The organism is Pseudomonas sp. FYR_2, assembly GCF_043106425.1.
GTDB classification, from domain to species: Bacteria; Pseudomonadota; Gammaproteobacteria; order Pseudomonadales; family Pseudomonadaceae; genus Aquipseudomonas; species Aquipseudomonas monteilii.
Map to the genome: position 1 here is coordinate 1 of NZ_JBICMM010000046.1, position 18,902 is coordinate 18,902.

Annotated in this window: 11 protein-coding genes; 5 read left to right on the forward strand and 6 right to left on the reverse strand. The window is 62.7% G+C overall.

The window, feature by feature from the left end:
* Positions 1–7: 7 nt before the first annotated feature.
* Both ACF8R4_RS19240 and ACF8R4_RS19245 read right to left on the reverse strand, forming a co-directional pair.
* Positions 8–478, reverse strand: coding sequence for a MaoC family dehydratase (locus tag ACF8R4_RS19240; protein WP_051099445.1), 471 nt, complete (start codon positions 476–478; stop codon positions 8–10).
* A gap of 34 nt (positions 479–512) precedes the next feature.
* Positions 513–1,457, reverse strand: coding sequence for an alpha/beta hydrolase (locus ACF8R4_RS19245; protein ID WP_164524221.1), 945 nt, complete (start codon positions 1,455–1,457; stop codon positions 513–515).
* Positions 1,458–1,675: 218 nt separating this feature from the next.
* On the opposite strand from ACF8R4_RS19245, the gene fadD2 reads away from it, so the two are divergent.
* Together fadD2 and fadD1 are read left to right on the forward strand one after the other, a co-directional pair.
* Entirely contained in the window at positions 1,676–3,364 is a 1,689-nt protein-coding gene (gene fadD2, locus ACF8R4_RS19250) for a long-chain-fatty-acid--CoA ligase FadD2 (RefSeq protein ID WP_164524222.1), read from the forward strand.
* Positions 3,365–3,660: 296 nt separating this feature from the next.
* Positions 3,661–5,358 carry a long-chain-fatty-acid--CoA ligase FadD1 gene (gene fadD1 / locus ACF8R4_RS19255; RefSeq protein ID WP_060498696.1) on the forward strand — a complete coding sequence of 566 codons (1,698 nt, stop codon included), beginning with the start codon at positions 3,661–3,663 and terminating at the stop codon, positions 5,356–5,358.
* A gap of 103 nt (positions 5,359–5,461) precedes the next feature.
* Here the strand turns inward: fadD1 and ACF8R4_RS19260 are convergent, their stop codons facing one another.
* A complete protein-coding gene (locus tag ACF8R4_RS19260; protein WP_392493222.1) occupies positions 5,462–6,769 on the reverse strand; it encodes an NAD(P)/FAD-dependent oxidoreductase in 1,308 nt (435 codons plus the stop codon).
* 24 nt (positions 6,770–6,793) lie between these two features.
* Positions 6,794–8,158 carry a glutamine synthetase family protein gene (locus ACF8R4_RS19265; protein WP_104835481.1) on the reverse strand — a complete coding sequence of 455 codons (1,365 nt, stop codon included), beginning with the start codon at positions 8,156–8,158 and terminating at the stop codon, positions 6,794–6,796.
* Between the two features lie 537 nt (positions 8,159–8,695).
* On the opposite strand from ACF8R4_RS19265, the gene hrpA reads away from it, so the two are divergent.
* Positions 8,696–12,601: an ATP-dependent RNA helicase HrpA gene (gene hrpA, locus ACF8R4_RS19270; protein WP_104835362.1), complete on the forward strand. Its 3,906-nt coding sequence runs from the start codon at positions 8,696–8,698 to the stop codon at positions 12,599–12,601.
* 174 nt (positions 12,602–12,775) lie between these two features.
* Positions 12,776–13,897 (forward strand): beta-ketoacyl-ACP synthase III, encoded by a 1,122-nt coding sequence (locus tag ACF8R4_RS19275; RefSeq protein WP_019099150.1) that lies wholly within the window; start codon positions 12,776–12,778, stop codon positions 13,895–13,897.
* 137 nt (positions 13,898–14,034) lie between these two features.
* Here the strand turns inward: ACF8R4_RS19275 and ACF8R4_RS19280 are convergent, their stop codons facing one another.
* A complete protein-coding gene (locus ACF8R4_RS19280; RefSeq protein WP_016711900.1) occupies positions 14,035–15,279 on the reverse strand; it encodes a putative porin in 1,245 nt (414 codons plus the stop codon).
* A gap of 262 nt (positions 15,280–15,541) precedes the next feature.
* Here ACF8R4_RS19280 and ACF8R4_RS19285 point away from each other — a divergent pair, with 262 nt between their 5' ends.
* The gene (locus ACF8R4_RS19285) at positions 15,542–16,669 is read left to right on the forward strand and encodes a GNAT family N-acetyltransferase (protein ID WP_392493225.1); all 1,128 of its coding nucleotides are present in this window, start codon (positions 15,542–15,544) and stop codon (positions 16,667–16,669) included.
* Between the two features lie 40 nt (positions 16,670–16,709).
* On the opposite strand, the gene ACF8R4_RS19290 is transcribed toward ACF8R4_RS19285, so the two are convergent.
* On the reverse strand, positions 16,710–18,842 hold the full coding sequence (locus tag ACF8R4_RS19290; RefSeq protein ID WP_060498702.1) for a TonB-dependent siderophore receptor: 2,133 nt from the start codon (positions 18,840–18,842) through the stop codon (positions 16,710–16,712).
* Positions 18,843–18,902: the final 60 nt, after the last annotated feature.

Consider the following 18,902-nt stretch of genomic DNA (forward strand, 5'->3'; position numbering starts at 1 on the left):
TCAACCTTCAGCTGGCCACAAAGTTCGGCGGCGACACCAGCTCGACAGTCTGCTGTTTGCGCGGTGCCAGAATCTCGGCCTCACCCTCGACCACCAGCTCATCGTTCTGGTTGTACACATTGGTGGCGATACGCACCTTGAACTTCGGCAGCTTCTCAAGAATTTCCAGGCGCACGGTCAGGGTGTCGCCAATTTTCACCGGCTTCTGGAAGCTCATTTTCTGGCCCAGGTAGATGGTGCCAGGGCCGGGCAGGGTGCAGGCCACTGCTGCACTGATCAATGCGCCGCTGAACATGCCATGGGCAATGCGCTCGCGGAACATGCTCTTGGCGGCGAACTCGGCGTCCAGGTGCACCGGGTTGTGGTCGCCGGACATGGCGGCGAACAGCTGGATGTCGCGCTCTTCAACAGACTTCTTGTATTCGGCCTTCTGGCCGACTTCGAGGGCTTCGTAAGGCGTGTTGGTGACCTGGGACATCGGGGCTTCCTTAAGCGGTGGGCGAGGGCGGCTATCATTCACTGCGCACAGGGCGGCCGAGGGCCAGCGCCTGTTCAAGCCAGCCGAGAATATCGGCGGTGACCTCGTCACGGTTGGTTTCGTTGAGCACTTCGTGCCGCGCCTCAGGATAGACGCGCAGCTGTACATGTCGATTGCCGGTCGCGCGCAGGGCGTCGGCCAGATGGGTGAGACGCTTGCCGGCACTGACCGGATCACATTCACCACCGATCACCAGCATCGGCAAGTTCGGATCGATCTGCGCGAGGTTACTCGGCTGGCTGATCTGCGCCAAGCCTTGCAACAGGTCGAGCCACAGCTGGTTGCTGCAACGAAAGCCGCACAACGGGTCTTTGACGTACAGGTCGACTTCGGCCGGGTCGCGGCTGAGCCAGTCGAATGCCGTGCGGTTGGGCTTGAAAGCCTTGTTGAACGAGCCGAACGACAACCATTCGATCAGTGCACTTTTGCCCAACGGCCCCTGACGCCAGGCTTCCAGCCGGGCAATCTGCCGGGCCACGCGGTAAAGCGTCGCCGGCTGGTAGTTGGAGCCACTCAGGATGGCCCCGTGCAGGCTGGCACTGTGGTGCAGCAGGTAGGCCTGGGCGATGTAGCTGCCCATGCTGTGGCCGAACAGGAACAGCGGTGTGCACGGGTATTGCTGACCGATGTGCTGGGCCACCCGGCCGAGGTCGTTGACCACGGCATTCCAGCCATGATGGCGGGCGAACAGGCCGAGGTTGCCCTGTTCGGCAGTGCGCCCGTGACCGCGCTGGTCGGCCGCGAACAGGGCAAAGCCGGCCTCGCTCAAGGCCTGCCCCAGGCGTTGGTAGCGCCCGGCATGCTCGGCCATGCCATGGGCCAGCAGCACCACGGCTTTCGCCGGTTTGGCCGGCAGCCATTGGTGCACATACAGGCTGCAGTGCTCGCTGGCGGGTAGCCAGAAGGCGTCGTGAGGCATGGCGGGTCCTTGTGCGCACAGGTACCCGAACAGTGTATGCACAACCGGCCGGATTGCAGGAAGGGCACAAATAAGATTCACAATGTTAATGGCGGCACTTGGCGTATATGCCACCTTGGACTTACCTGTTAACGTCGGATCAACGCCTGTTCGCCGGCTGGCGATCAGGTAATGGACTAAAGGACGCAGTGCAGGTCCAGGCAGAGGAACAATAATAAATGCAAGCCGACTTCTGGAATGACAAGCGCCCGGCGGGCGTGCCTTCCACCATCGACATCAATGCATACACCTCGGTCGTCGAGGTGTTCGAGCGCTGCTGCAAGCGCTTTGCCGACCGCCCGGCGTTCAGCAACCTGGGGGTGACCCTGACTTACGCCGAGCTGGAGCGCCATTCAGCCGCCTTCGCCGGCTGGTTGCAGCAGCACACCGACCTCAAACCGGGTGACCGCATCGCGGTGCAGATGCCCAACGTGCTGCAGTATCCCATCGCCGTCTTCGGTGCCATGCGCGCCGGCCTGATCGTGGTCAACACCAACCCGCTGTACACCGAGCGCGAAATGCGCCACCAGTTCAAGGACAGCGGCGCGCGCGCACTGGTGTACCTGAACATGTTTGGCAAGCGTGTGCAGGAGGTGTTGCCCGATACCGGCATCGAATACCTGATCGAGGCGAAGATGGGCGACCTGCTGCCCACCGCCAAAGGCTGGCTGATCAACACCGTGGTCGACAAAGTGAAGAAGATGGTGCCGGCCTATCACTTGCCCCAGGCGGTATCGTTCAAACAGGTGCTGCGCCAAGGGCGCGAGCTGTCACCCAAACCGGTGCCGCTGAGCCTGGACGACATCGCCGTGCTGCAATACACCGGCGGTACTACCGGCTTGGCCAAAGGCGCGATGCTCACCCACGGCAACTTGGTGGCCAACATGCTGCAGGTGCTGGCCTGCTTCTCGCAGCACGGCCCCGACGGGCAAAAGCTGCTCAAGGACGGGCAAGAGGTGATGATCGCGCCGCTGCCGCTGTACCACATCTATGCCTTTACCGCGAACTGCATGTGCATGATGGTCACCGGTAACCACAACGTGCTGATTACCAACCCACGGGATATCCCGGGCTTCATCAAGGAGCTGGGCAAGTGGCGTTTCTCCGCACTGCTGGGGCTGAATACCCTGTTCGTTGCGCTGATGGATCACCCGGGGTTCCGTCAGCTGGACTTCTCGGCGCTGAAGGTCACCAACTCCGGCGGCACTGCGCTGGTCAAGGCCACTGCCGAGCGCTGGGAAGCGCTTACCGGATGCCGCATCGTCGAGGGCTACGGCCTGACCGAAACCTCGCCGGTGGCCAGCACCAACCCCTATGGCAAGCTTGCCCGACTGGGCACGGTGGGCATCCCGGTGGCGGGTACCGCATTCAAGGTGATCGACGATGACGGCAACGAGATGCCGCTGGGCGAGCGGGGCGAGTTGTGCATCAAGGGCCCGCAGGTGATGAAGGGCTACTGGCAGCAGCCCGAGGCCACGGCCCAGGCCCTGGATACGGACGGCTGGTTCAAGACCGGTGATATTGCGGTGATCGACCCGGACGGTTTTACCCGCATTGTCGACCGCAAGAAGGACATGATCATCGTCTCGGGCTTCAACGTTTACCCCAACGAGATCGAGGATGTGGTGATGGGCCACCCCAAGGTCGCCAACTGTGCAGCCATCGGCGTGCCGGACGAGCGTTCCGGCGAGGCGGTGAAGCTGTTCGTGGTGCCGCGTGAGGGGGGGCTGAGCGTGGATGAGCTCAAGGCCTACTGCAAGGCCAACTTTACCGGCTACAAGGTGCCCAAGCACATTGTGCTGCGCGAGTCGTTGCCGATGACGCCGGTGGGCAAGATCTTGCGGCGGGAGCTGCGCGACATCGCTTAATGCCGGGTTGGCTGCTTCGCGGGCTTGCCCGCGAATGCCTTTAAACGGCTCTAACCGGCTTGTTACAGCCTGATCTGCGACATTTTGGTTAAAAACTCTAAAAATGACTTGTATTGTTCATTGAGTCATTTTTGTGACTGTAAGGCCTGTTTTGGCCTCTAGGCGACCCCAGGCAAAGCTGTTACTCTCGGCCCGCTTTCAGACGATCCGGTTTGCAACGAACCGCCGTCTCATATCAATAATAAGCGCATCGACGCGCCAATCGAACTTCGCTGTTGCTGAAGGAGTGGGCTTCCATGATCGAACATTTTTGGAAGGATAAGTACCCAGCCGGGATTACGGCGGAAATCAATCCTGACGAATTCCCCAATATCCAGGCAGTACTCAAGCAATCCTGCCAACGCTTTGCCGACAAACCGGCCTTTAGCAACCTGGGCAAGACTATCACTTATGGCGAGTTGTATGCGCTGTCGGGGGCGTTTGCGGCCTGGCTGCAGCAGCACACCGACCTCAAGCCGGGTGACCGCATTGCCGTGCAACTGCCCAATGTCCTGCAATACCCGGTCGCGGTATTCGGTGCCATGCGTGCCGGGCTGATCGTGGTCAACACCAACCCGCTGTACACCGTGCGGGAGATGGAACACCAGTTCAACGACTCCGGCGCCAAGGCCCTGGTGTGTCTGGCCAACATGGCCCACCTGGCTGAAAAGGTGGTGCCCAAGACCCAGGTCAGGCACGTTATCGTCACCGAAGTGGCCGACCTGCTGCCGCCGCTCAAGCGCTTGCTGATCAACAGCGTGATCAAGTACGTGAAGAAGATGGTACCGGCCTACAACCTGCCGCGTGCCATACGCTTCAACGACGCGTTGGCATTGGGCAAGGGCCAGCCGGTAACCGAGGCCAACCCGCAGGCCAACGACGTGGCGGTGCTGCAGTACACCGGCGGCACCACGGGCGTGGCGAAGGGGGCGATGCTGACCCACCGCAACCTGGTGGCCAACATGCTGCAGTGCCGGGCGCTGATGGGCTCCAACCTGCACGAAGGCTGCGAAATCCTTATCACGCCGCTGCCGCTGTACCACATCTATGCCTTTACCTTCCATTGCATGGCGATGATGCTGATCGGCAACCACAACGTGCTGATCAGCAACCCGCGTGACCTGCCGGCCATGGTCAAGGAACTGGGCAAGTGGAAGTTCAGCGGCTTTGTCGGCCTCAACACCCTGTTCGTTGCCCTGTGCAACAACGAGGCGTTCCGCGCCCTGGACTTTTCAGCGCTGAAAATCACCCTGTCGGGCGGCATGGCCTTGCAACTGAGCGTGGCCGAACGCTGGAAGGCCGTTACCGGCTGCGCCATCTGCGAAGGTTACGGCATGACCGAAACCAGCCCGGTGGCGGCGGTGAACCCGGCAGAGGCCAACCAGGTGGGTACCATCGGTATTCCGGTGCCTTCGACCCTGTGCAAGATCATCGACGACGCCGGCAACGAGTTGCCTTTGGGTGAAGTGGGCGAGCTGTGCGTCAAGGGCCCGCAGGTGATGAAGGGCTACTGGCAGCGCGAAGACGCCACCGCCGAAATCCTCGACAGCGAAGGCTGGCTGAAAACCGGTGACATCGCCCTGATCCAGGCGGACGGCTACATGCGCATTGTCGATCGCAAGAAGGACATGATCCTGGTCTCGGGCTTCAACGTGTACCCCAACGAACTGGAAGATGTGCTGGCGGCCTTGCCGGGCGTGTTGCAGTGCGCTGCCATTGGCGTGCCGGACGAGAAGTCGGGTGAAGTGATCAAGGTGTTCATCGTGGTCAAGCCGGGCATGACCCTGACCAAGGAGCAGGTGATGGAGCACATGCGTGCCAACGTTACCGGCTACAAGGTACCGCGCCAGATCGAATTCCGTGATTCGTTGCCAACTACCAACGTGGGCAAGATCCTGCGTCGCGAGCTGCGTGATGAAGAGCTGAAGAAGCAGGGCCTGAAGAAGATCGCCTGATAGACCTCACTGGTCTCTTCGCGGGCACGCCCGCTCCCACAGGTATCGCGCTGAGCCAGAGGGCTGCGCTGTAACTGTGGGAGCGGGCGTGCCCGCGAATGCTTCAGCGCAGTTTCTCAAGCAACTGGTAGTACCACATCCCCGCCGCCAGCAGCGGGTTCCCCAGCAAGTCCCCCATCGGCACCCGCACATGCTTGCACTGCGCGAAAGTGTCGAACTTCTCCAGCGTCCCGGTCAACGCCTCGGCCATGATCTCGCCCATGATGTGGCTGGTGGCAATGCCATGCCCCGAGTAACCCTGGCAATACCACACGTTGTCCGACAGCTTGCCCAACTGCGGAATGCGGTTGACCACGATGCCCATGGCACAGCTCCACTGGAACTCGATCGGCACGCCCTTGAGCGCCGGGAAGGTGCGTTCGATGCACGGGCGCAGTTCGCCTTCGATGTCGCGTGAGTCCTTGCCCGAGTAATTGGCGCCGCCACCAAACAGCAGGCGTTTGTCGGCGGTCAGGCGGTAGTAGTCGAGCACGAAGCGGCAGTCGTATACCGCCAGGTCCTGCGGGTTGATCTGCTCGGCCAGCTCACCCAGCGGCGCGGTGGTGACGATGCCGCCCATGGCCGGGAATATCTTACCTTTGAGCTGGCGCTTTTCCAGCTTGTGATACACATCACCGGCCAGCATTACCTGGCGCGCTTCGACCCGGCCATGGGCAGTGACCACTGCCGGGCGCGGGCCGTGAACGATGTCCAGCACCTCGGAATTCTCGAAGATCAGTGCACCCAGGCTGTAGGCCGCACGGGCTTCACCCAGGCACAGGTTGAGCGGGTGCAGGTGCAGGTTGCGCAGGTTTTTCAGTGCGCCCAGGTACAGCGGGCTTTGCAGGTGATCGGCCACTGCCGCACGGTCCAGCAATTGCACCTGCTCGCCCATGCCACGGCGGCGGGCCTCGGCCTCGAAGGCGCGCAGTTCGTCCATGTGCGAAGGTTTCATTGCCGCATGCAGGTGGCCGCGCTTGAGGTCGCAGTCGATGCCATAGCGCGCCACGCGCTGCTCGATCACCTGATGTCCGCGCCAGCGCAGGTGCCAGATGAAGTCGTCGACTTCGCCACCCAGGTGGTTGCGCATCTGCGAGCGCATGGCCTCATCACCCGACAGGCTGCCGGTGACCTGGCCACCATTGCGCCCGCTGGCACCCCAGCCGATGCGGTTGGTTTCGACGATGGCCACCTTCAGGCCACGCTCGGCCAGCTCCACCGCCGTGGCCACGCCGGTAAAGCCTCCGCCGATGATGGCCACATCCACCTGCACCGTGCCCTTGAGTTGCGGGTACTCGGTGTGGTCGTTGAGGGAGGCGGTGTAATAGGACGGCGCACGCTGCGCCGGGCCTTTGTTCAATGCTGCGTTCATGGGTGTTCCTTGTTAGGTAGGGGCTCAGGCCTGGTGCAGGTACCAGCGCCAGTCCTGCTCGCTGACTTCGGCCATGAACTGGCGGTACTCGGCACGCTTTACCTTCAGGTACACGCCAAGGAAGTCGTCGCCCAAGGCTTCGCGAGCCCAATGGGAATGCTGCAGGGCATCGAGGGCGGTCAGCCAGTCGGTGGGCAGGTGCTCGGTGGCCTGGGCATAGCCGTTGCCTTCCACCGGTGCGCCTGGGTCCAGCTGTTCGCGGATGCCGCGATGGCTGGCAGCGAGGATCGCTGCGGCAGCCAGGTAAGGGTTGGCGTCGGCGCCGCAAATGCGGTGCTCTACATGCCGGCTGTTGGCCGGGCCGCCGGGCACGCGCAGGCTTACGGTGCGGTTGTCCACGCCCCAGGTCGGCGCCAGCGGCGCATAGCTGTTGGCCTGGAAGCGGCGGAACGAGTTGGCATTGGGGCAAAACAGCAGCAGCGAGTCGCGCAGGTGGCGCAGCATGCCCGCCACGGCCTGGCGCAGCAGCGGGGTGCCGGCCTTGTCTTCGCTGGCGAACAGGTTGTTGCCCGTGCTGTCGGCCAGGCTCAGGTGCATGTGCATGCCGGTGCCGGCCAGGTTGGCAAACGGCTTGGCCATGAAGCAGGCCTGCATGCCGTGGGCGTGGGCCACGCCTTTAACCAGGCGCTTGTAGCGCACGGCCTGGTCCATTGCCTGCAGGGCGTCGCCGTGTTCGAGGGTAATTTCCACCTGGCCGGGGGCGTACTCGGAAATCGCAGTACGCGCCGGGATGCCCTGCGCCTTGCAGGCGGCGTACAGGTCGGCGAGGAAGGGTTCGATCTGTTCCAGTTCACGCAGGCCATAGACCTGGGTGCTGCGCGGGCGGCCGCCATCATTGTCCAGTGCCGGTTGCGGGCGGCCCTGGGCGTCACGCTCCTGGTCGAGCAGGTAGAACTCCAGTTCGCAGGCCATTACCGGGCGGTAACCGTCGGCTTTTAGCGCCTCGATGGTGCGTAGCAGCACATGGCGCGGGTCGGCGATGCTGGCTGGCAGGCCTTCGCTGGGGTGCATGCTGACCTGCACTGCGGCGGTCGGCACCCGGCGCCAGGGCAGACGCACCAGGCTGCCTTCGAGTGGGTAGGCGCGGCAGTCGATGTCGCCCACGTCCCACACCAGGCCCGAGTTTTCAACGTCGTCGCCGTTCAGGGTCAGGCCAAGGATAGTGCTGGGCAGCGGCCGGCCGGTCTGGTACACGGCCAACAGTTCATCACGGTGCAGCAGCTTGCCGCGTGGTACGCCGTTGGCGTCGAGGATGAACAGCTCGAACAACTCGACATCGGGGTTTTCAGCCAGGAAACGGGTAGCCTGCTCTACAGGTGCAAAGTGCATGATGAATTCGCTCACAAGCGCACAGGACATTCGCGCAAAACGCGCGGTCCAGTTGAGTCAAACGGCCAGACGATGGCCGGGTTTGGTCACAAAGGCGTGAGCGAGCAGTCCGGTGGGCGCGCGTGGCGGCAGTGCCACAGTGCCCAGAAGGCGAGGATGATGTGCACCAGCGGATTTTCCCCGGCACGGCTCCGGGCCTTCGGTAGCGAAGGGCGGGAAGACGGTGGGGCGATGGGCTGGGCGGGAGTCATGCTTTTGATACTCACATGCGGCGTAAGGTTGATTAAAGCAGTGAATGGCAACCTTTACATCGCACATGGCTAAACATTTGTGCGGCTGCCACTGGCCTCTTCGCGGGCGCACCCGCTCCCACAGGGAGCCCACAGGTCTGAGCCCTGATGCGATCCCTGTGGGAGCGGGCAAGCCCGCGAAGAGGCCGGTACAGGCAGCAGAAAACCGGCAAATCTGCGACAATCGCCCAACTTTCCGAATGCTGATCATGAAAAAGCAGGCTCACCTGCATCACTAAAAAGCCCCATGACTGACCACGCCATCGACAAACTGTTGCAAAACCTCGACCACGCCATGATTGCCGACCGCCATCGTCTGCGCCGGCAACTGCACGAACTGCGCAAGCGCCCCGACGAAGCGAAGCTTTCGCAGTGGGTGGAAAAGGTCCAGGCGTCCTGCGCCCAGGTCACTTCACGTCAGCAGAGCGTGCCGACCGTGCGCTACGACGACAACCTGCCGATCGCCGCCAAGCGTGACGAAATCAAGAAGGCCCTGGCCGAAAACCAGGTGCTGGTGATCGCCGGCGAAACCGGTTCGGGCAAGACCACCCAGCTGCCGAAGATTTGCCTGGAACTGGGCCGTGGCAGCCATGGCCTGATCGCCCACACCCAGCCACGCCGGATCGCCGCGCGCAGCGTGGCAGCGCGGGTTGCCGAAGAACTGGGCACGCCGCTGGGCGGGCTGGTCGGTTACCAGGTACGTTTCGAAGACCAGAGCGATGCCAATACCTTGGTCAAACTCATGACCGATGGCATCCTGCTGGCCGAAACCCAGCACGACCGCTTTCTTGAGCGCTACGACACGATCATCGTCGACGAAGCCCATGAACGCAGCCTGAACATCGACTTCCTGCTCGGCTACCTGAAGACACTGCTGCATCGCCGGCCGGACCTGAAACTGATCATCACGTCGGCCACCATCGATCTGGAACGCTTTTCCAAACACTTCGATGGCGCGCCAATTATCGAGGTGTCCGGGCGTACCTTCCCGGTGGAAACCTGGTACCGCCCGCTCACCAGCGAGCAGGACGAGGAAGGCAACCAGATCGAGGACGACCTCACCGTCGACCAGGCCATCCTCGCCACCCTGGACGAGCTGGCGCACCACGAACGCAGTGAAGGCAAAGGCCCGGGCGATGTGTTGATCTTCTTGCCCGGCGAGCGGGAAATCCGCGATGCCGCTGAAATTCTGCGCAAGGCGCAGTTGCGCCACACCGAGATTTTGCCGCTGTACGCACGCCTGTCGCCGGCCGAGCAACAGCGTATCTTCCAGCCGCACACCGGGCGCCGTGTGGTGCTGGCCACCAACGTGGCCGAAACCTCGCTGACCGTGCCGGGCATCCGCTACGTGATCGACACCGGCACCGCACGCATCAGCCGCTACAGCTACCGCGCCAAAGTGCAGCGCCTGCCCATCGAAGCTGTGTCCCAAGCCAGTGCCAACCAGCGTAAAGGCCGTTGCGGCCGGGTCGAGCCGGGCATTTGCGTACGCCTGTACAGCGAAGAGGACTTCAACAGCCGGCCGGCGTTTACCGACCCGGAGATTCTGCGCACCAACCTGGCGGCGGTGATCCTGCAGATGTTGCACCTGCGCCTGGGCGCGATCGATGCGTTCCCGTTCATCGAGCCGCCGGATGGCAAGGCCATCAGCGATGGCTTCAACCTGTTGCAGGAACTGTCGGCGGTCAACCGCGAAAACCAGCTGACCCCGATTGGCCGCCAACTGGCGCGCCTGCCCATCGACCCGCGGCTGGGCCGCATGCTGCTCGAAGGCGCCCGACTGGGCAGCCTGCAGGAAGTGCTGATCGTTACCAGCGCACTGTCGGTGCAAGACCCGCGCGAGCGCCCACCGGAGCGTCAGCAGGCGGCCGATCAGGCTCATGCGCAATGGAAGGACGTGGACTCCGACTTCGCCGCGCTGGTCAACCTGTGGCGCGGCTTTGAAGAGCAACGCCAGGCGCTGACGGCCAACCCGCTGCGCAACTGGTGCCGCAAGCATTTCCTGAATTACTTGCGCCTGCGCGAGTGGCGCGATGCCCACCGCCAGCTGGCGCTGATCTGCCGTGACCTGCAGTTGACGGTGAACAAGGAACCGTCCGACTACCAGAAGATGCACAAGGCCATCCTCAGCGGCCTGCTCAGCCAGATCGGCCAGAAGACCGAAGAGGGCGACTACCAGGGGGCGCGTCAACGGCGTTTCTGGGTGCACCCGTCTTCGGGCCTGGGGCGCAAGCGACCGCAGTGGGTCATGGCCGCGGAACTGGTCGAGACCACCAAGCTGTATGCGCGCATGGTCGCCAAGATCGAGCCGGACTGGATCGAGCCGCTGGCCGGCCATTTGGTCAAGAAAAACCACTTCGAACCACACTGGGAGAAGAAGCGCGGGCAGGTGGTGGCTTATGAGCAGATCACCCTGTACGGCCTGATTCTGGTCGGCCGCCGCCCGGTGCATTTCGGCCCGATCGACCCGGTCACTTCGCGTGAGCTGTTCATCCGCGAGGGCTTGGTGGGTGGCGAAATACAGTCGCGGGCCAAGTGCCTGGCGGCCAACAAACGCCTGCTCGAAGAACTCGACGAGCTGGAGGCCAAGGCCCGCCGGCGTGACATCTTGGCTGACGAGGAAACGCTGTACGCCTTCTACGAAGCGCGCCTGCCGGCGGAAATCCACCAGACCGCGACCTTCGACAGCTGGTACCGCATGGGCAGCCAGAAGGATGCCAACCTGCTGATCATGCGTGAGGAAGACGTGCTGGCCCGCCAGGCTAGCGAAGTCACTGCCGCGCAGTACCCCGACAGCATGCAGGTCGGCGAGCTGCGCCTGCCGCTGAGCTACCACTTTGAACCCGGCCACCCGCGTGACGGCGTGACCGTGCGGGTGCCGGCACCGTTGCTGCCAAGCCTGCCCGGCGAGCGCCTGGAATGGCTGGTGCCAGGCCTGCTGGAAGCCAAGTGCGTGGCGCTGATACGCAACCTGCCCAAGGCCCTGCGCAAGAACTTCGTGCCGGTGCCGGACTTCGTCAAGGCTTCGCTGGCGCGTATGACCTTCGGTCAGGGCGCACTGCCGCAGGCTTTGGGCCAGGAGCTGCTGCGCATGACCGGTGCGCGGGTGTCCGACGAAGCCTGGGACGAGTCGGTCCAGCTGGTCGAAGGCCACCTGCGCATGAACATCGAAGTGGTCGACGGCCAGGGCAAGTTCCTTGGCGAGGGCCGCGATCTGGCCGAGCTGACCGCGCGCTTTGCTGCCGCCAGCCAGGCTGCCCTGGCAGTGCCGCGCACTGAAAAGAGCGAGCAGCCGGTGCAGGCCAAGGCCTTCAGCGAAGTGAAGCAGACCGCCCAACAGAAGATTGCCGGTCTGTCGATGACCGTGTACCCGGCGTTGGTGGAAGAGGGCGGTAGCGTGCGCGAAGGGCGTTTCTCGACCCAGGCCGAAGCCGAGTTCCAGCACCGCCGCGCCCTGCAGCGCCTGTTGTTGCAGCAACTGGCCGAGCCGGCCAAGTACCTGCGCGGCAAGCTGCCGGGCCTGACCGAGCTTGGCCTGCTGTACCGTGAAATGGGCCGGGTCGAGGCACTGGTCGAGGACATCCTGCTGGCCAGCCTGGACAGCTGCATCCTTGAAGGCGAACAGCCGTTACCGCGTGATGGTGCGGCCTTGGCCGGGCTGGCTGAGCGTAAGCGCGGCAACTGGGCCGAATATGCCGAGCGGCTGGCGCGCCTGACGCTGGAGGTGCTGAAGCTGTGGCATGGGCTGCAGAAGCGCTTCAAGGGCAAGATCGACCTGACCCAGGCGGTGGCGCTGAACGACATCAAGCAACAGCTGGGCAACCTCGTGTACCCGGGCTTTGTGCGTGAAACGCCCGGGGTTTGGTTCAAGGAGCTGCCGCGTTACCTCAAGGCGGTGGAGCTGCGCCTGGAGAAGCTGGGTTCGCAGGTGCAGAAGGACCGGGTATGGAGCGGTGAGCTGGCCAATTTGTGGGCACAGTACAAGGCCCGTGCCGACAAGCATGCCCAGGAAGGCAAGCGCGATGAGCAACTGACGTTGTACCGCTGGTGGCTGGAGGAATACCGGGTGTCGCTGTTTGCCCAGCAGTTGGGCACCAAGGTGCCGATTTCCGACAAAAGATTGAGCAAACAGTGGAGCCAGGTGGAAGGCTAACCTGCCCGATTTGTGGCAAACTTCAGGGAGTTTGGGGCCGCGTTGCGGCCCTTCGCGGGCGAACCCGCTCCCACAGGGTGCACGTACGCCCCTGAATTGGTACTAAAGTGCCACTAACTTGTCATATTCCCAGCCAGCGCCCTGTGGCGATGGCCTTTGACCAGAGGAACGACCGTGCATAATGTCGTGATCAGCGGCACCGGCCTGTACACCCCGGCCCAGAGCATTTCCAATGAAGAACTGGTGGCTTCCTTCAACGCCTGGTCGCAGCAGTTCAACCAGGACAACGCCGCTGCCATCGAGCGCGGTGAAGTTGAAGCAGCGCCGCTGTCCGATGCGGCCTTTATCGAAAAGGCCTCGGGCATCAAGAGCCGCTTCGTGATGGACAAGGCTGGCATCCTCGACCCGCAGCGCATGAAACCACGCCTGCCCGAGCGTTCCAACGACGAGCCCTCGGTGCTCTGCGAAATGGCCGTGGCCGCTGCCCGCCAGGCCCTGGAGCGCGCTGGCCGCACAGCTGCCGATGTCGATGGCGTGATCGTCGCCTGCTCCAACCTGCAGCGCCCGTACCCGGCCATCGCCATCGAAGTGCAACAGGCGCTGGGCATCCAGGGCTTTGCCTTCGACATGAACGTCGCCTGCTCGTCGGCCACCTTCGGCATCCAGACTGCCGCCAACAGCGTGGCCCTGGGCCAGGCGCGTGCGGTGCTGATGGTCAACCCGGAAGTGTGCACCGGGCACCTGAACTTCCGTGACCGCGACAGCCATTTCATTTTCGGTGATGCCGCCACTGCGGTGTTGCTCGAGCGTGCTGACAAGGCCACCTCGGCGCACCAGTTCGACATCGTCAGCACCAAGCTGTGGACCGAGTTTTCCAACAATATCCGCAACAACTTCGGCTTCCTCAACCGGGCAGCGGAAGAGGGCGAGGGCGCCGCAGACAAGCTGTTCATCCAGGAAGGCCGCAAGGTGTTCCGTGAGGTGTGCCCGAAGGTGGCCGAGCTGATCGGTGAGCACCTGCAGGAAAATGGCCTGCAACCGAGCGATGTGAAGCGCTTCTGGCTGCACCAGGCCAACCTCAGCATGAACCACCTGATCGTCAAGAAGTTGCTGGGGCGTGAAGTGGCCGAGGAAGATGCGCCGGTGATTCTGGACCGCTATGCCAATACGAGTTCGGCAGGGTCGGTGATTGCCTTCCACCTGTATCAGGACGACCTGGCCAAGGGGTCGTTGGGCGTATTGAGCTCGTTTGGTGCAGGGTATTCGATTGGTAGCGTGATTCTGCGCAAGCGCTGATCCTTAGTCAGCCTGTACCGGCCTCTTCGCGGGCGAGCCCGCGAAGAGGCCGGCGCATTTCTCACAGGCAAAAAAAGCGGGAAACGCCGGATGGGGTCGGCATTTCCCGCTTCAGGTGAAGCAGAGGAGGGGGGTGCTTAGAACTTGGCTTCCAGGTCCACCTGCAGCGTGTCTACATCAGCATCGCTGTTCGGCAGATTGGAGTAGTCGGTCTTGGCCATCATGTAGGCCGCGCCCAGGGCGAAGTTCTTGTCGATTTCGTAACCCACCTTGAACTTGTGGCCACGGGAACCGGTGAAGCCGTTACCGAAGTCGGAGTCGGTGAACAGGCTGACAACACCGTTACGCTGTACGTCGCGGTAGTTGTAGTCCAGGCTCCAGGCGCCGATCTTGCTCTTCAAACCAGCCAGCCAGGCCTTGTCCTTGCCGTCGGTGCTTTCGGTGTTCTTGACGAACTGGCCGTAAGCCGACAGTGGAATGGCGAAACCGGTGAAATCGACCTGACCGAAGCCTTCAACCAGGTTGAACTCGTCGGTGGTGTTGCCCAGCGAGCGCAGAGCAGCCGAGGCCTTGTCGTTGTCGTAGCCGTATACGCTGCCGCCAACGGTAACCTTGACGGTGTCAGCCGCGTTGAACTTGGTACCCAGCTGGGCCGCGTACAGTTGCGCGTCGTGCTTGAACTGCACGCCGTCGCCGTCGACGTTGTCCTTCAGGTTGTAGTGGCCGATGCTGCCGAACACTTCGGCCGGGCCGAGGTTGGTCTTGTAGGTAGCTGCCACGCCTTCCGGGTTGATGTCGCTGTCCCAGATGATGTCGCCCATGCTCACCCATGGCTGCATCATCTTGCCGCCAATCAGGTGCAGGTTAGGTACGGCAGTCGGGTGCCAGTCGAGGTAGGCCAGGTCGACCCACAGCGATTTCTTCTCGAAGTAGTTGTCCAGGCTCTGGTTGGTCGAACGGGCATCGGCGCTGCTGCCGGTGGCCACACGCACGCCAGCGTCAACCTGCGGGTTGATCTCGCTGTAGAAGCCGACACGGGCACGTACGCGCTCACGGTCCTGGTTGCCGCTGCGGGAGATCGGGTTGTCAACGTTGACGTCTTCGTAACGCAGGCGCACATCACCCTTAATCTGGGTCTTGGCGGCCCATGCCACTTTCTGTTCGAAGTTGCTCATCCGTTCAGACTGAGCTTTCTGGTCGGCCCTTTCCTTGGTTTCTTTTGCCAGGTCGCCCTGCAGTTCGTTGTACTGCGCCTGGTTGATCGAGCCGTTGGCGCGGAGCATTTCGAGCAGCTTGGCGTCGACAGCAGCACTGGCCGGGGCGCTCAGAGCCAGCATCATGCCGGTGAGGCTCACTCCGGTAAGTGTAGAAACAAGACGCATAAGGTTCTCCCTACTGAAAAAAATGGGGGAGGCTCAAGCGCCTGCCCCTGCGTTGGCATGTCTTCGGAAAGGGCCTGACTAGACAGGTTCTGAGGTTCCGGAAAACAGGCGCAAGTATTGCGGGGGCCAATGACAGATTAATGTCTAATTAGTGGCACTGCGGTTAAGTAATTGAGAATAAAAGGGTCAGCCCGACGTTCGTCATTTGAGTGCCGGGCCTTCCTTGAGGATACTGAAGGCCTTCACACAGCGAGCCGAAACCGTGACCAGCCTGTACAGCCTTGCCCATTTGCGTGATCTTCCGGCAGCCACCTGGGACGCCCTGGTGCCCGCAGGCCAACCGTTCCTGCGCCATGCCTTCCTCAGTGCGATGGAGGACAGCGGCAGCGTGCAGCGCAGCACGGGATGGGCTGCCGAGCACCTGGTGCTGGAGCGTGACGGGCAGGTGAGGGCGTTGTTGCCGGCTTACCGCAAGTGGCATTCGTTTGGCGAGTACGTTTTCGACCATGGTTGGGCCGATGCCTGTGAGCGGGCAGGTATTGCCTACTACCCCAAGCTGCTGGGGGCAGTACCGTTCAGCCCGGTCAGCGGCCCACGCCTGTTGGCGGCGGACCCTGCCGACGGTTTGATGATGCTGCAGGCCATGCCCGAGTACCTTGGCAAGGGCGGGTTATCCGGTGCGCACATCAACTTCACCGACCCGGCACTGGACACACAGCTGGCAGGCCTGCCGGGCTGGATGGAGCGCCTTGGGTGTCAGTTCCATTGGCGCAACCGGGGCTACAGGGACTTTCAGGACTTTCTCGACAGCCTGAGTTCGCGCAAGCGCAAGCAGATGCGCAAGGAGCGTGAGCAGGTGGCCGGGCAGGGCATTGATTTTCGCTGGTACCGTGGCGATGAGCTGGACGAGGCGCAGTGGGATTTCGTCTTCCTGTGCTACGCCAACACCTATGCGGTGCGCCGCCGTGCCCCCTACCTGACCCGCGTATTTTTCAGCCTGCTGGCCGAGCGCATGCCCGAGGCTGTGCGGGTGGTGATGGCGCGTCAGGGTGGGCGCGATGTGGCGATGGCGCTGAGCCTGGTGGGGGGCGACAGCCTGTTTGGTCGTTACTGGGGCTGCCTGGATGAATTCGACCGGTTGCATTTCGAGACGTGTTTCTACCAGGGCATGGACTTTGCCATTGCCGAGGGCTACCAGCGTTTCGATGCCGGGGCGCAGGGGGAGCACAAGTTGATACGCGGGTTCGAGCCGGTGTTGACGCGGTCGTGGCATTACCTGCTGCACCCCGGGTTGCGGCGGGCGGTGGAGGATTTCCTGGCGCAGGAGCGGGAAGGGGTAAGGGGGTATGCCGAGGAGGCACGGGGAATGTTGCCCTTCCGCCAGGAATGATGCCTTCGGTGATGCAGGTTGGCTTTGGTGCGCCTCTAATCTAGAAACTGACCGAAGCCGACAGCCGAGCCGTACGTGGCGCCCCCTGGAACAGGTAGTTATCCCCCAGGTAATCCCCTGCATCACGCCAGTAGCGTTTGTCGAACACGTTATCAACGGTCAGCCGTAGCACCGTGTCATACCCGGCAATACGCGTTCGGTAGCGGCTGCCAAGATCGAATACCGCATAGCCGCCAACCTCCACGTTTCCCGCCTGGCTCGCAGACTTGCCGGCGCTGTAGCGCGCCCCGCCCAGCAACGCCAGGCCTGGCACCGGCAGTGTGTATTCTGCCTGCAGCGCTGCCCGGAACCTGGGCACGTTGATCGCCTGATGGCCTTCATAGGCCTCGGTGCCGCTGTTTTGCACCCGCGCCCGAATGGCCGCAGCGCTGGCTTGCACCTGCAGGTTGTGGGTCACCCAGCCGCTGACGCCCAGTTCCAGGCCGGTGTTTTTCTGCTGGCCTTGCTGCACATAGGTGAAGTTGCCGGCGCCGTCCGGGCGTGCGTACTGGTAGGCCTGGCGGATCTGGAACAGCGCGGCGCTGAAGCTCACACCTTGCCAATCGTGCTTCAGGCCCAGTTCCAGTTGGTGCGAGGTAGTGGGCGCGAGGATTTCGAATTTGTTCAGCGCAAACCACGGCGCTGTGCCGCCGGCCGACAGGCCTTTGGAATAGCTGGCGTATACCGTGGTATCCGGCTGCGGTTTGTATATAAGCGCTGCGTTAGGCAGCAACTCGTACTGCCGGGTGTGGCGACCAGTTGCGCCGTCTTCATTCCAGGTTTTCTCGTCCAGGCGTACTTCACGTGCACCCAGCACGATCTGCCATTGCTCGTTGAAGCTGATTCGGTCGCTGAAAAACAGCCCATACTGGCGGCTGTCCAGGCGACGCTCGCTTGACCTGATGGACTTATCGGATGGATCAAAAGCCGGTGCACCAGTATACAGGTTGCCTGTACCGACCCATTCCATATAGCTGGGTCGCTGATCCAGCGTACGCCGTTGCGCACTGGTCCCCACGGTCAGCTCATGACCCAAGCCCAACGCATCGAACCGCCCATTGAGCATGGCCTGCGCCTCATCGGTGCGGCGGGTGTCGTCGGGGCTGCGGAAGTCGTAGATGTCGTAGTCGCCATTGTTGCCGAAAAATGCGCCTTCGCTCGAACCCCAGGCGAACGAACTGTAGTCGTCGATCACCACCTTGCTGCGCGAGGCACTCAAGGTGCCGGTCCAGGCCTCGTTGAAGCGGTACTCGAAGCGCCCGCCCAGGTTCAGCGAGTCGTTCTGCACCGGCTTGGCCCAATCCTGGTAGGCCAGGCGGTCATCCGGGTCGATGCCGTGGGGCACTTCAGTGCCGCCCAGTAATTGGTAACCCGGCACCGAGCGCTGTTCGCGGTGCTGGTATTCGGCATCCAGCTGCAGGGTGGCATCCGGGTTGATCTGCCAGTCGAACGCCAGCGAGGCGAAGTCGCGCTTGCCGTCGGCGTGGTCGACGTAGGCGCGGATGTCTTCATGGGCCAGGTTGGCGCGCAGGCCAAACTGTTTTTCGCTGCCGAACCAGCCGCCCAGGTCGGTGGCCAGGTAGCGTTCGCCTTGCTCATTGGTCGATACCGTGACGCTGCGCACGTCTTCGGCACGCTTGGTCACGTAGTTGACCAAGCCGCCGGGCTCCGACATGCCGCTCTGCAGCCCTGACAGGCCCTTGAGCAACTCCACCTGCTGCTTGTTCTCCAGGGCCACGTTCTGCTCACCGGCGATGGTCTGGCCATTGATGCGGTAGCTGCTGGCGGCATTCAGCTCGAAGCCGCGCACATTGAAATTTTCGTAGTAGCCGATGGGGGCATAGCTGTCGCCAACCGAGGCGTCACTTTGCAGCACTTCGCTGAGCTTGCGCACCTGGCGGTCTTCCAGCAGTTGCTGGGTGAATACGCTGACCGAGGCGGGCGTATCGAGCAAGGGCGCGGGCTGCAAGCCACCCACCGCGGCCTGGCGTGCCTGGTAGCCATCGTTGGCATAGGTGTCGGACACCTGCAGCGGCGCCAGCACCACGCTGTCTTCGGCGAGCACATGGTGGCAATGCAGGGCCAAGCCCAGGCTGAGCAGGCTCAGGGGCAGGCGGGGGTGACGCGGCGGCATGCGGGGGCTCCGACCATGAAAAAGGCGGCATCTTAACAGCCGCCTTCTGCATAAAACGAT

What these genes read in the sequence shown, in the direction of transcription:
- ACF8R4_RS19260 (WP_392493222.1), bottom strand. Translation starts at nt 6,769, where the DNA reads ATGAACGCAGCATTGAACAAAGGCCCGGCGCAGCGTGCGCCGTCCTAT.
- ACF8R4_RS19245 (WP_164524221.1), bottom strand. Translation starts at nt 1,457, where the DNA reads ATGCCTCACGACGCCTTCTGGCTACCCGCCAGCGAGCACTGCAGCCTG.
- ACF8R4_RS19265 (WP_104835481.1), bottom strand. Translation starts at nt 8,158, where the DNA reads ATGCACTTTGCACCTGTAGAGCAGGCTACCCGTTTCCTGGCTGAAAAC.
- ACF8R4_RS19280 (WP_016711900.1), bottom strand. Translation starts at nt 15,279, where the DNA reads ATGCGTCTTGTTTCTACACTTACCGGAGTGAGCCTCACCGGCATGATG.
- ACF8R4_RS19240 (WP_051099445.1), bottom strand. Translation starts at nt 478, where the DNA reads ATGTCCCAGGTCACCAACACGCCTTACGAAGCCCTCGAAGTCGGCCAG.
- fadD2 (WP_164524222.1), top strand. Translation starts at nt 1,676, where the DNA reads ATGCAAGCCGACTTCTGGAATGACAAGCGCCCGGCGGGCGTGCCTTCC.
- ACF8R4_RS19290 (WP_060498702.1), bottom strand. Translation starts at nt 18,842, where the DNA reads ATGCCGCCGCGTCACCCCCGCCTGCCCCTGAGCCTGCTCAGCCTGGGC.
- fadD1 (WP_060498696.1), top strand. Translation starts at nt 3,661, where the DNA reads ATGATCGAACATTTTTGGAAGGATAAGTACCCAGCCGGGATTACGGCG.
- hrpA (WP_104835362.1), top strand. Translation starts at nt 8,696, where the DNA reads ATGACTGACCACGCCATCGACAAACTGTTGCAAAACCTCGACCACGCC.